We start from the raw sequence: 12,406 nt of genomic DNA on the forward strand, positions 1-12,406 counted from the left end.
CCGGTGTCGGGGCTCCTGCCACAGGATCAGGCCCCGCACAGCATGCGAGGCCTGATTGGATGGATTTCCCCATGCGCATCCTGCACCACGAATATGGCAGGACGCAGCCGCGATTCTGGCACGGCCATGCCGCGCCAACCAGCGACGGCGGTCAGAGCGTAGCGGCGATCTCGCGCACCACCGGCGCCAGGCTCGGATCCTGCAGCGCCATGTGCATGGTGGCGCGTACCAGCCCTGCCTTGTTGCCGCAGTCGAAACGCGTGCCCTCGAAGCGGTACGCCAGCACCTTGCCCTGTTCCTTCAGCAAGGTATCGATCGCGTCGGTGAGCTGGATCTCGCCACCCGCGCCCGGCGTGGTCTGCTCCAGCAACTGGAAAATCCGACCCGGCAGCACGTAACGCCCCACCACGGCCAGGTTCGACGGCGCATCGGCCGGCTTGGGCTTTTCAACCATGTGGCGGATCTGCGCGCTGCGCTCGTCGATTCGCGTGGCGTCCACGATGCCGTATTTGTCGGTTTCGTTCTGCGGCACCTCTTCCACCGCGATCACGCCGGCACCTTCGCGTTGGCCCAATTCTGCCATCTGGCGCAGCGCGCCCTTGCCGGCACCGTTCCAGATGAGGTCGTCGGGCAACACCACGCCGAACGGCTCGTCGCCCACCACGGGCTTGGCGCACAGCACGGCATGCCCCAAGCCCAGTGCCTCGGGCTGGGTGACGAAGATCGCGCGCACGTGCTTCGGAAGCGTGCCCTGCACCAGCGCCAGAAGCGCGTCCTTGCCCTTCTCCTGCAACTTGGCCTCCAGTTCGTAGGCTTTGTCGAAGTAGTCGGCGATGGCGTGCTTGTAGCGGTTGGTGACGAAGATCAGCGTATCGGCACCGGCATCGACCGCTTCGTCCACCGCATACTGGATCAATGGCTTGTCCAGCACCGGCAGCATTTCCTTGGCCACCACCTTGGTGGCGGGCAGGAAGCGCGTGCCCAGGCCGGCCACGGGGAAGACCACTTTGCGCAAGGGCTTGCTCACTCACTTCTCTCCTGTTTCGTGGCGGCGGATCGACACCACGTTGTCGGGTTGCGGCGCTTCGCTCCAGCGGAACGACGGCAACAGGCCGGACACGCATCGCCGCAACTCTTCGTCGTTATCTGTTGCGACCATGTCGGCCGCCTTGTGCATCGTGGCTTGCAACAGCTCCCACGGTACTTGGCGATGCTGGGCCAGGAAGATCTTGGCATGCGTGGTGGCGCTGTACTGCTCGAGCGGATGGAACAGTTCCTCGAACAGCTTCTCGCCTGCCCGCAGGCCGGTGAAAACGATGGGCACCTCGCTGCCCGGCTTCTTGCCGGCCAGCCGGATCATCTGCTCGGCAAGATCGCGGATCTTCATCGGCTCGCCCATATCGAGCGCGAAGATCTCGCCGCCCTTGCCGAGGCTGGCCGCCTGCAAGATCAACTGGCAGGCCTCCGGGATGGTCATGAAGTAGCGCGAAACTTCTGGATGGGTCACGGTGACCGGGCCGCCATCGCGGATCTGTTTGCGGAACAACGGCACGACCGAACCAGCCGAATCGAGCACGTTGCCAAAACGCACGGTCATGAAACGCGTGCTGGCATGCGCGTCGAGGTTCTGGCACCAGATTTCGGCAATGCGCTTGCATGCACCCATCACGCTGGTGGGATTGACCGCCTTGTCCGTGGAAATCAGCACGAAGCATTCCACGCCCGCCTCGCACGACAGATCGGCCATGGCACGCGTGCCCAGCACGTTATTGAGGAAGGCTGCGCGCAACTGGTGCTGCAGCATGGGCACATGCTTGTAGGCCGCGGCATGGAACACCACCTGCGGCCGCGCCTCGGCCAGTACCCTGCGCATCTGCACGCAGTCCACGCAACTGGCGAGTACACCCTCGAGCAGCAGTTCCGGATAGTTGGCGCGCAACTCCCGCGTGATCTGGTAGAGGTTGTATTCGCTGTGATCGACGACGACCAGCGACAGCGCTCCCAGGCGCGCCACCTGACGGCACAGTTCCGAGCCGATCGAGCCACCGCCACCGGTGACCAACACACGGCGGCCGCCTATCGTCTCGCGGATCGCCGTCCAATCCAGCTCCACGGCATCACGCCCGAGCAGGTCCTCGATCGCCACTTCCTTGATCTCGCCAGGCTGCGCACGTCCTGCGACCACGTCGTCCAGCCTTGGAACCGTCCGGTACGGTAGATCGGTGGCATCGCACAGACTCACCACACGGCGCATCTCGCCCACCGTGGCGCTGGGCAAGGCGATCAATATCATCTCGACCGCCGCTTCGCGCGCGATGGCAGGCAATTGCTCGAACTGGCCCAGCACCGGATGTCCGTTGATGCTGGCGCCGCGCAATGCGGGACGATCATCGAGAAAGCCGACCACCGCGTAACCGCCGCTGCGGAGCAAGTCGCGCGAAAGCACCTCGCCGGCGTGGTCTGCGCCCAGAATGAGCACACGGCGCGTGGAGTTCAACCCGGATATTCCGCGGCGACTGTCCTTCCAATAGCGGTAGGCAAGCCGAGGCAGCCCCAGCGCCAGCGCCAGCACCACCGGATACAACAGCAACATCGTGCGCGGCACGCCCTGCAAGCGGTTGAACATCGACATCAGCAGCCAGATTGCCGCCGAACCCAGCGCCACGGCGCGCAGGATGTTCCACAAATCGGGCAGGCTGGCGAAGCGCCATACGCCCTTGTACAGGCCGGTCAAGCGGAAGACCAAGCCTTGCGCGAGCAGCACGATCGGCAGCTCGAACCAGCGAAAATGCACGACATCTTCCGGCCGCACCGCGTAACGCAACAACTTGGCGACCCACCAGGCGATCGCGGCCATGGCCAAGTCGTGCAACATGACCGCCACGCGAGGATGGATGAAGCCGACAAGCCTACGCAGCGACATGGCGGTCCTTGGTCGGGTGGCGCCGCAGGCAACGTCGCTTGAGCATCAACCAGAGCGCCGCCGCAGCCAGGTAGGCGACGATGCTAATCGGCAAAGCCAGCCGTGGATGACTCCAAGCCAACCAAGCCATCGGCGCAGCGAACAACAGATTCCATGTCATATAGATCGTCCCTCCCCAGGCATGCGTCAAACCGCGCCTGACCAGCCACTGGTACAGGTGTTCGCGGTGCGCACTGTACCAGCGTCGCCCCCGGAAATAACGCGTCAGCAAGGTCAGGCTGGCATCGGCGACGAAGGCCGAGGACAGGATCAATGCCGGCCACAACAGGCTCGCATCGACCCGCCACAGCATCGCTGTGAACGCGAAAATCAGCAGCCCTACGCTGCCGCTGCCCACATCTCCCATGAAAATACGCGCCGGCGAACGATTGAGGCACCAGAAACCCAGGCTGGCCGTGGCAAGGCAGCTGGCAGCCAGCGCCAACGGCCATTGCCCGGCATTCCACGCCAGCCACGCCAACCCGGCTCCCACGAACATGGCCTGCTGGGCCAGCAGGCCATCGATGCCGTCCATGAAGTTGTGCAGGTTGATGCTCCACACACCGGCCAGCAGCAGTGGCAGCAACCACCACCAGGACATGCCGCTTGCGCCCAACGCAACAGCAAACAGCAGTACGGCCAGCAACTGTGCGCCGAAACGCGGCAGGATCGGCAGGGAGCGATGATCGTCCCACCAGCCTGCCAGCGCCACCAGCAGCAGGGCCGCCAGCAAGGCAGCCACCACTGGCCAAGACCATGGCGCCCAGGTGCCAAGCAAGGTGCCGGGAAGACAGACCAAGTTGGCCAGGACGATACCGATGCCGCCGCCGCGCGGCGTGGGGATGGTGTGGGAACGTCGCTGACCCGGGCGATCCAGCATGCCGCGGCGATGCGCGTAACCAATCGCCACGCGTGCCGACATCCAGGCGATGGCGAAGGAGAGCAGCAACCATCCGATAATCCAAGCCACCGGCGTCACTCGTTGGCAACGCCATGGATGGGTCGGATCGTGCTCCAGCTCTTGCAACTGGGGCATTGCCAGTGGTGCGCCTTGGCGCCGAAGCCACAACGGCTGCAGCGATACATCGCCTGCCCCTCCAGCAATTTCTTGGTGAGATCGCGCAGGATCAAGAAGTTCTCGCGCGCCTCGCCTTCGATCCGATCCATCGTGGCGTCGATCAGCGCCATCAGGCCGCGCACCGAAGGACGCAGGCGCAGTTGCCCGGTCAGGAAGCCTACCGCCTCGCGCTGGCCGTCACGCTGCTGGTACAGCCTGGTCAATGCCAGCACCGGCGAGATGCCGTGGTAGCGCTCCAGCAGCTCGCGCAAGAAGCGTTCGGCGCGATCCATCTGCTGCGAACAGGCGTAGCTGTTCAACAATGGCGGCAGGATTTCCGGCACGAAGGCGATATCCGCGCCGACCGCCGCTTCATAGGCCTGCACTGCTTCGGCATGCTGCCCATCCTCGGCGTGCAAACGCCCGGTCAGCATCCAGGCACGCACGCAATCGGGCTGGCACCGGAAGGCATGCTCCAGGTAATCGCGCGCCTCGATACGCGCGCCGTGCTGACGCGAACGCTCGGCCAATTCGCAATAAAACTGGGCGATCATCGGCGACTCGTCCTCGCCGGTCATCGCCTCCAGACGGCGCGCATGCTCGATCGCCTTGTTCCAGTCGCGCTCGTGCTGGTAGATCGCGATCAGGTGGCGCAACGCCGACGGCGCGTGCGCATCCATCGCCACCAGGTCGTCGAACAGTGCTTCCGCTCGGTCGAGCAAGCCCGCGCGCATGTAATCCTCGCCCAGTTCCAGCAGGGCTACGGTCTTGGTCGGCTCGGACAGGTTCGGCCGCGAAACCAGGTGCTGGTGCAACCGGATCGCGCGATCCACCTCGCCGCGGCGGCGGAACAGGTTGCCCAGCGCGAGATGCGTCTCCACCGTGTCGCGGTTGTATTCGGCTAGGCGCAGAAACACTTCGATGGCCTTGTCCTGCTCCTCATTGAGCAGGTAGTTCAAGCCGCGAAAATAGTCGGACGAGAGCTCATTGACCGCCGCACCGGAACGCCTAGCGCTGGCGAATCGCGACGCCCACCAGCCCAGCCCAAAGGCGAGCACCGCCAACGGCAGCAACACGTACCAGGACATCATGCACGCGCCTGCTTCTTGCCGGCTTTCAGTCGGCGGCGATGCCGCAGGCTCACGCCGAGCCATGCGGTGAGGCCACCCAACAGCCAGCCCAGCACCAACGCGGCCAACAGCGCAGCTCCCTTGGGCATGGACACGCGCGCGAAGGCGAAGTCGTAGTCGACCAGGCCGGCATTGAGTGCGCCCACTACCACGCCGGCGGCAACGAAGAAGATGAGGACGAAGATCACGATCAAGCGCATCCGAGGACTTTACCCCATCGTCCGCACCCGGCACAGCAAGCAGACTGAGGCATGTTGCTGCAATTCAGCCGTAAAGACAGATGGAAAACGCAGTTTCGAAGAACCGTCGTTGGTCTCTTCGATCAAGGGGCATCCCAAAAACAAAAAGGCAGGATCGGCTCGCGCCTACCTGCCTTCATGAACTCACTTGGCGTTCCGCCTCAGCCGGTCGTGGCTTCTTCCAGCCGCAGGTTGACGCGTTCGCGCAGCTCCTTGCCGGGCTTGAAGTGCGGCACATGCTTGCCGGGCAACGCCACGGAATCGCCGGTCTTCGGATTGCGTCCCATGCGAGGCGGCCGGTAATGCAGCGCAAAGCTGCCGAAACCACGCACCTCGATGCGTTCGCCCTGCGACAGCGCCTGGCTCATCTGCTCGACCACGCTTTTGACCGCCAACTCGACATCGGCGAACGCAAGATGGGTCTGGCGCCTGGCCAGCGCCTCGATCAATTCGGATTTGGTCATGTTCCCCCAGTCCGCGAATGTGTTGCTGCGCTGCTGACCCGAGGCGGCTCATGCCGCCCCGGGCCATTCTTGCAACGCCTTAGTCGGCCTTGTTCATCTGCTCCTTGAGCAGAGCGCCGAGCTTGGTGGTGCCACCGGCCGCCGAGGAGTACTCGGCCAGCGCTTCCTGCACGTCTTCCTCGTCCTTTGCACGGATCGACAGCGACAGCTGGCGGCCCTTGCGGTCCATGCCGGTGAACTTGGCCTCGACCTTGTCGCCCACCTTCAGGTGCTGGGTGGCGTCGTCGATGCGCTCCTTGGCGATGTCGTTGGCACGGAGGTAACCCTCCACGCCCTCGCCCAGGTCAATCACCGCACCCTTGGCGTCCACTTCCTTCACCGTGCCGGTGACGATGGTGCCGCGCGGGTTGTTGCCCATGAACTGGCCGAACGGATCCTGCTCCATCTGCTTGATGCCGAGCGAAATGCGCTCGCGCTCCGGATCGACAGCCAGCACCACGGCCTCGATCTCGTCGCCCTTCTTGAAGTTGCGCACGAGGTCTTCGCCGGACATCTGCCAGGAGATATCGGACAGGTGCACCAGGCCGTCGATGCCACCGTCCAGGCCGATGAACACGCCGAAGTCGGTGATCGACTTGATCTGGCCGGAAACCTTGTCGCCCTTCTTGTGCATGGCGGCAAACGCTTCCCACGGGTTCGAGCGGGTCTGCTTGATGCCCAGCGAGATGCGGCGACGCTCTTCATCCACGTCCAGCACCATCACTTCGGTCTCGTCGCCGACCTGCACCACCTTGGCCGGATTGACGTTCTTGTTGGTCCAGTCCATCTCGGACACGTGGACCAGACCTTCGACGCCCGGCTCGATCTCGACGAAGCAGCCGTAGTCGGTGACGTTGGAGACCTTGCCGAACAGGCGCGAACCCACCGGGTAACGACGCGAGATGTTCACCCACGGATCATCGCCCAGCTGCTTCAGGCCCAGCGAGACGCGGTTGCGCTCCTTGTCGAACTTCAGCACGCGCACTTCCAGCTCGTCGCCGACGTTGACGACTTCGCTCGGATGGCGCACGCGCTTCCACGCCATGTCGGTGATGTGCAGCAGGCCGTCGATGCCGCCCAGATCCACGAACGCGCCGTAGTCGGTGAGGTTCTTGACCACGCCCTTGATGATGGCGCCTTCGACCAGACGCTCCAGCAGCTGCTCGCGCTCGGCGGAGAACTCGGTCTCGACGACGGCGCGGCGGCTGACCACCACGTTGTTGCGCTTGCGGTCGAGCTTGATGATCTTGAACTCGAGTTCCTTGCCCTCGAGGTAGGTCGGTTCGCGCACAGGGCGCACGTCGACCAGCGAGCCAGGCAGGAAGGCGCGGACGTCCTTGATGTCGACGGTGAAGCCGCCCTTGACCTTGCCGGAGATCATGCCCTTGATGGTCTCTTCCTTGTCGAACGCCTCTTCGAGGTCGTCCCACACCATCGAACGCTTGGCCTTCTCACGCGACAGCTTGGTTTCGCCGAAGCCGTCCTCGAGCGCTTCGAGGGCCACCTTCACGTGGTCGCCGACATTCACTTCGAGGGTGCCGTCTTCGCTCTTGAACTGCTCGATCGGGACGATGCCTTCGCTCTTCAGGCCCGCGTTGATCACGACGACGTCGTTGCGGATTTCCACCACGATGCCAGTGACGATGGCGCCGGGCTTCAGCTTGGCGATGGCCTGCTGGCTCTGTTCAAACAGTTCGGCAAAACTTTCGGTCATGTTGATTCCAGAATGGGAAAGGACGGTTGCGGCGCTCCGGACTGGAAACGCAACGGCAACGGCCCACCGGTTGGGGTGCCTTCGGAGCGCCCTTGCGGGGCACGCCTCGTCACCATGGCTGAGCCCCGGACGTCATTGACCGGGGAACGAAAACCGCCGCACAACCCGTTCAGGGCTGCACGACAGCAAGAACTTTTGCGACGACCTCGTCGATACCCATGCCGGTGGTGTCCACCAGTACGGCCTCCGGCGCGGGTTTGAGCGGCGCGACCGAACGCGACGCATCGCGATGGTCACGCGCCTCGATCTCGCGCTGCAGACTCGACAGTGTAACGCTGAGCCCCTTTTCCTTCAACTGCTTATAGCGCCTTTTGGCCCTCTCGGCGGCGCTGGCGGTAAGGAACACCTTGAACGGGGCATCGGGGAAGATCACCGTGCCCATGTCACGCCCGTCGGCGACCAGGCCCGGCTGCTTGCGGAAGCCCAACTGCAGCTCCACCAAGGCCTGCCGCACCGGGGCAATCGAGGCGATCGCGGAGGCTGCCGCGCCGGCGGTTTCGGTACGCAGTTCGGCGGTGGCGTCATGGCCGTTGACCAGGATGTGGGTATCGCTGCCATCGGCACTGGCCTGGAAACGGATCTTGGTGGTCTGCGCGCAGCGGGTCACCGCCTCGACATCGGACAGATCCAGACCCGCTGCCCCAGCGGCATAGCCCACCGCCCGGTACAACGCGCCGGAGTCCAACAGCCGCCAGCCCAGATGCTCGGCCACGCGCCGGCTGATCGTGCCCTTGCCAGAGCCCGAGGGACCGTCGATGGTCAACACGGGGACGGCGGCTGTTCGGCTCATGGCAGCTCCTGATCAAACGGGACGGGCATGGTATCGCGCCAGCCCCAGCGGCATCGCGTACCATGGCGAAATTCCGGGCCATTCCCCCGCCGATCCGCCATGAACGATCTCCGCCACGCATTCGAGCAGGCCGCCGAGGCCGTGAAACGGCTGGATTACCGCCCCGACAACGACACCCTGCTCAAGCTGTACGCGCTGTACAAACAGGGTTCGGAGGGCGACGCGCACGGCGACCAGCCCGGGTTCTTCGATTTCGTGGGCACCGCCAAGCACGAGGCATGGGCGCAATTGCGTGGCCTGCCGCAAGACGAGGCAATGCGCCGCTATATCGCACTGGTGGATCAGCTGCAGGCCTGAACCATGCAGGTGCCGCTTGCGTCCGAGTGTGGCAACAGGCACATTCATACGATCGTTTGAACACGGTCGTGCCATGAACTATCCCCATTTGTTCGCCCCGCTCGATCTGGGCCACGTCGTCCTGCCCAACCGCATCCTGATGGGTTCGATGCACACCGGCCTGGAAGACAAGGCGGCCGACTACGACAAGCTGGCCGCCTATTTCGCCGAACGCGCCCGCGGCGGCGTGGGCCTGATGGTCACCGGTGGCATCGCGCCCAGTATCCGCGGCTGGTTGAAGCCGTTCGGCGGCCGCCTCTCGATGCCTTGGCACGTGGCGCGCCATCGCAGACTCACCGACGCCGTGCATGCCGAAGGCGGCCGCATCTGCATGCAGATCCTGCATGCGGGGCGCTATGGCTATCACCCGTTGTCGGTGGCGCCATCGAAGATCAAGTCGCCGATCACCCCCTTCACGCCAAAGGCGCTCTCGGCGCGAGGCGTAGAACGCACCATCCGCGACTTCGTACGGAGCGCCGAGCTTGCCCGCGAGGCGGGATACGACGGCGTCGAGGTGATGGGTTCGGAGGGTTACCTCATCAACCAGTTCATCGCTGCCCGCACCAATAAGCGCAACGACGCATGGGGCGGGGACGCCGAACGGCGCATGCGCCTGCCCGCGGAAATCGTGCGCCGTACGCGCGAGGCGATAGGCCGCGACTTCATCATCATCTACCGGCTGTCGATGCTGGACCTGGTCGAAGGCGGCCAAAGCTGGGATGAGATCGTCACTCTGGCCAAGGCCGTGGAAACCGCCGGCGCCAGCATCATCAATACAGGCATCGGCTGGCATGAAGCGCGCGTGCCAACCATCGTCACCAGCGTGCCGCGAGCCGGCTTTGCGTGGGTGACGAAAAAGCTCAGGGGCGAAGTTTCCATTCCGCTGATCGCCACCAACCGCATCAACATGCCCGAAGTGGCCGAGCGTGTGCTGGCCGAAGGCGACGCGGACATGGTTTCGATGGCACGTCCGCTGCTGGCCGACCCCGAATGGGCGAACAAGGCCAGGGCTGGTCGCAGCGAGCACATCAACACCTGCATCGCCTGCAATCAGGCCTGCCTCGACCACGTGTTCCAGAACAAGCGCGCCAGTTGCCTGGTCAATCCGCGCGCCTGCCACGAAACCGAGCTGGTGGTCGCGCCAACAGAGCAACCAAAGCGCATCGCCGTGGTCGGCGCAGGCCCCGCCGGCATGGCTTGCGCCGCCACACTGGCCGAACGCGGCCATGCGGTTACCCTGTTCGACAAGTCCGCGGAAATCGGTGGCCAGTTCAACTACGCCAAGCGGATTCCCGGCAAGGAAGAGTTCCACGAAACCCTGCGTTACTTTCGCCATCGTCTTGCCGATGCAGGCGTCGAGCTGAAGCTAGGCCAGTTGGCCGATGCCGCCTCGCTCAAGGCAGCCGGCTATAGCGAAGTAGTGATCGCCACTGGCGTGATGCCGCGCAAGGTGCGGTTTCCAGGCAGTGATGACCCGCGCGTCCTCGGCTACCTCGACGTGCTGGCACACAACCGGCCGATCGGGCAAAGCGTGGCGATCATCGGTGCCGGCGGCATCGGCTTCGACATGGCGGAATTCCTGGTCGAACATCAACCCTCCCCCGCCACCGACGTGGAGCGCTGGTCGCGCGAATGGGGCGTGGACATCCGGCAGTCGCACCGTGGCGGCTTGCTGAAACCGCAACCGGAAGCGCCGCTGCGCCAAGTCTGGCTGCTCCAGCGCAGTGAAGGCCGCCCCGGCGCACGACTCAACAAGACCACCGGCTGGGTGCACCGCGCCACATTGAAGGCAAAGCATGTGACCATGCTGGGCCAGGTTGGCTACGAACGTTTCGACGACCAAGGCTTGCACATCACCGTCGATGGCCAGCCGCAACTCCTGCCCGTCGACAACGTGGTGATCTGCGCCGGCCAGGAGCCGGATCGCCGCCTGGCCGACGAACTGGCCAGGATGGGCATGACGGCGCACCTCATTGGCGGTGCCGACGTGGCTGCCGAACTCGATGCGAAGCGGGCCATCGACCAGGGAACACGACTGGCCGGCCAGCTCTGAGCGTAAGCAAAGGCGGTCGCGAGGAAAATTTGAAAGTGCGGCCATGAGTAGCCGCCCGTTAGCTCTTCGCGGTCATGGATCGATCGCGCAAGAACGCCACCCAAAAAAACGCCTCGCAGTGCGACGCATCGAAGAGGCCAGGGAGGGGGATGGCCGTTCGAATCCAGCGTCGCCGCGAGGCGTGGGTCGCCACCATCGGGGGAGGGGGGAGGATGGTGGGACGGGGGCATTTTATGAGCGACACATTCAAGTATCCAATATATATTTGGATCGATATTTATATGCGATCCCTATATGTTTGACTTCCGCCAGCTGCGCTACTTCGTCACGGTCGCCGAGGAATTGAGCTTCACGCGCGCGGCGCTCCGCCTGCACATCTCCCAGCCCCCGCTCTCGCAGCAGATCCAAGCCCTGGAGCGGGACCTCGGCGTCCTGCTGCTGGAACGAAGCAAGCGCAAGGTGGCGCTGACCGAGCCCGGCAAGGTTTTCCTTGAGCAAGCACGCCAGATCCTCGCCCAGGCCGAGCTGGCTCGCACTCGAACCGCTGATGCCGCAGCCGGCCACAGCGGCCAGCTGCGGCTGGCTTACACGTTGTCGGTATCGTTCCACCCCGCCCTGCCCCGTACCTTGCTGCGCCATCGCCAGATGGCGCCAGGCGTGGACGTCCAGTTGCGTGAAATGAACAACGCGCCGCAATTCGCCGCCCTTCTGGCCAACGAGATCGACGTCGGCTTCGTGCGCACCGAACCCCGCCACCTGCAAGACGCCCGCAAACTGCGGCTGCGCATGATCGACCGTGAGCGACTGATGCTCGCCCTGCCATCAAGCCATCCGCTGGCCGCCCGCGACAGGCTGCACATGAGCGAAGTGGCCGGGGCGGCCTTCGTCACGCAGCCACGCGAGATGGCCGCCACCCTGCACGACAAGCTCACCACGCTGGCCAACGCCGCCGGTTTCCAGCCCCGCACGGTGCAGCAGGCCCAACAGGTCAGCGGCCTGCTGGCATTGGTGGCCGCCGGCCTGGGTGTGGCGCTGGTGCCGGCGACGATGCGCGCGGTGCATCTAGCAGGGGTCAGCTACGTGCCGCTGGCCGACCACGGCGCCGAACTCCTGCTGGCCGTCGCCAGCAGAGCCGACGAGGCATCGCCGGTGCTGACGCAATTCCTGTCCACGGTGGACGAATTCGCCCGCGATTCCGGCAACTTGTGACTGACGATTCAGCAGGTTATACTTGCCCGCTGATTTTTTCCGTTTGGTATCAGGAGCTCGCCGTGAAGGTGCTTAACTCGTTGAAGTCCGCCAAGGCGCGGCACCGCGACTGCAAGATCGTGCGTCGTCGCGGCAAGGTGTTCGTGATCTGCAAGAGCAATCCGCGTTTCAAGGCTCGTCAGCGCTGAGCACAGCATGACGTGTCGATAAGAAAGGCCGCGTCGATGCGGCCTTTTTTGTGGCCGCATCCCTGGCAGCCACCTTTCGGCCAGCGCTAGCGCGATGTCAAAAAT

12 protein-coding genes are annotated in these 12,406 nt (G+C 64.3%); 4 read left to right on the plus strand and 8 right to left on the minus strand.

The window, feature by feature from the left end; genetic code table 11:
• Positions 1-151: 151 nt before the first annotated feature.
• The 8 genes from galU to cmk form a co-directional block, all read right to left on the minus strand.
• Complete coding sequence (galU, locus tag ISP25_RS22915; RefSeq protein ID WP_192157235.1) at positions 152-1,027, minus strand: UTP--glucose-1-phosphate uridylyltransferase GalU; 876 nt, start codon at positions 1,025-1,027, stop codon at positions 152-154.
• Positions 1,028-2,923 carry a polysaccharide biosynthesis protein gene (locus ISP25_RS22920; protein WP_192157233.1) on the minus strand — a complete coding sequence of 632 codons (1,896 nt, stop codon included), beginning with the start codon at positions 2,921-2,923 and terminating at the stop codon, positions 1,028-1,030.
• Entirely contained in the window at positions 2,910-3,884 is a 975-nt protein-coding gene (locus ISP25_RS22925) for an MraY family glycosyltransferase (protein ID WP_404612086.1), read from the minus strand. Before ISP25_RS22925 ends, ISP25_RS22920 begins: the two co-directional genes overlap by 14 nt.
• 53 nt (positions 3,885-3,937) lie before the next feature.
• A complete protein-coding gene (gene lapB, locus ISP25_RS22930; protein WP_404612088.1) occupies positions 3,938-5,107 on the minus strand; it encodes a lipopolysaccharide assembly protein LapB in 1,170 nt (389 codons plus the stop codon).
• Positions 5,107-5,349: a lipopolysaccharide assembly protein LapA domain-containing protein gene (locus tag ISP25_RS22935; protein WP_192157227.1), complete on the minus strand. Its 243-nt coding sequence runs from the start codon at positions 5,347-5,349 to the stop codon at positions 5,107-5,109. Before ISP25_RS22935 ends, lapB begins: the two co-directional genes overlap by 1 nt.
• Before the next feature lie 200 nt (positions 5,350-5,549).
• The gene (locus ISP25_RS22940) at positions 5,550-5,852 is read right to left on the minus strand and encodes an integration host factor subunit beta (RefSeq protein ID WP_404611993.1); all 303 of its coding nucleotides are present in this window, start codon (positions 5,850-5,852) and stop codon (positions 5,550-5,552) included.
• Between the two features lie 79 nt (positions 5,853-5,931).
• Positions 5,932-7,605, minus strand: coding sequence for a 30S ribosomal protein S1 (gene rpsA, locus ISP25_RS22945; RefSeq protein ID WP_192157223.1), 1,674 nt, complete (start codon positions 7,603-7,605; stop codon positions 5,932-5,934).
• 169 nt (positions 7,606-7,774) lie between these two features.
• Positions 7,775-8,455 (minus strand): (d)CMP kinase, encoded by a 681-nt coding sequence (gene cmk / locus ISP25_RS22950; protein WP_192157221.1) that lies wholly within the window; start codon positions 8,453-8,455, stop codon positions 7,775-7,777.
• A gap of 99 nt (positions 8,456-8,554) precedes the next feature.
• Here cmk and ISP25_RS22955 point away from each other — a divergent pair, with 99 nt between their 5' ends.
• The 4 genes from ISP25_RS22955 to ykgO all read left to right on the plus strand — a co-directional run bounded on the left by ISP25_RS22955 (position 8,555) and on the right by ykgO (position 12,301).
• A complete protein-coding gene (locus tag ISP25_RS22955; RefSeq protein ID WP_192157219.1) occupies positions 8,555-8,812 on the plus strand; it encodes an acyl-CoA-binding protein in 258 nt (85 codons plus the stop codon).
• A 73-nt stretch (positions 8,813-8,885) separates the two neighbouring features.
• Positions 8,886-10,904, plus strand: a complete 2,019-nt coding sequence (locus tag ISP25_RS22960) for an oxidoreductase (RefSeq protein WP_404611996.1) — start codon at positions 8,886-8,888, stop codon at positions 10,902-10,904.
• Positions 10,905-11,198: 294 nt separating this feature from the next.
• Positions 11,199-12,113, plus strand: coding sequence for a LysR substrate-binding domain-containing protein (locus tag ISP25_RS22965; RefSeq protein ID WP_192157215.1), 915 nt, complete (start codon positions 11,199-11,201; stop codon positions 12,111-12,113).
• A 62-nt stretch (positions 12,114-12,175) separates the two neighbouring features.
• Complete coding sequence (gene ykgO, locus ISP25_RS22970) at positions 12,176-12,301, plus strand: type B 50S ribosomal protein L36 (protein WP_007080705.1); 126 nt, start codon at positions 12,176-12,178, stop codon at positions 12,299-12,301.
• Positions 12,302-12,406: the final 105 nt, after the last annotated feature.

Source organism: Rhodanobacter hydrolyticus, from assembly GCF_044904645.1.

What these genes read in the sequence shown, in the direction of transcription:
- ISP25_RS22920 (WP_192157233.1), bottom strand. Translation starts at nt 2,923, where the DNA reads ATGTCGCTGCGTAGGCTTGTCGGCTTCATCCATCCTCGCGTGGCGGTC.
- ISP25_RS22925 (WP_404612086.1), bottom strand. Translation starts at nt 3,884, where the DNA reads ATGTCGGCACGCGTGGCGATTGGTTACGCGCATCGCCGCGGCATGCTG.
- lapB (WP_404612088.1), bottom strand. Translation starts at nt 5,107, where the DNA reads ATGTCCTGGTACGTGTTGCTGCCGTTGGCGGTGCTCGCCTTTGGGCTG.
- ISP25_RS22935 (WP_192157227.1), bottom strand. Translation starts at nt 5,349, where the DNA reads ATGCGCTTGATCGTGATCTTCGTCCTCATCTTCTTCGTTGCCGCCGGC.
- ISP25_RS22940 (WP_404611993.1), bottom strand. Translation starts at nt 5,852, where the DNA reads ATGACCAAATCCGAATTGATCGAGGCGCTGGCCAGGCGCCAGACCCAT.
- rpsA (WP_192157223.1), bottom strand. Translation starts at nt 7,605, where the DNA reads ATGACCGAAAGTTTTGCCGAACTGTTTGAACAGAGCCAGCAGGCCATC.
- cmk (WP_192157221.1), bottom strand. Translation starts at nt 8,455, where the DNA reads ATGAGCCGAACAGCCGCCGTCCCCGTGTTGACCATCGACGGTCCCTCG.
- ISP25_RS22955 (WP_192157219.1), top strand. Translation starts at nt 8,555, where the DNA reads ATGAACGATCTCCGCCACGCATTCGAGCAGGCCGCCGAGGCCGTGAAA.
- ISP25_RS22960 (WP_404611996.1), top strand. Translation starts at nt 8,886, where the DNA reads ATGAACTATCCCCATTTGTTCGCCCCGCTCGATCTGGGCCACGTCGTC.
- ISP25_RS22965 (WP_192157215.1), top strand. Translation starts at nt 11,199, where the DNA reads ATGTTTGACTTCCGCCAGCTGCGCTACTTCGTCACGGTCGCCGAGGAA.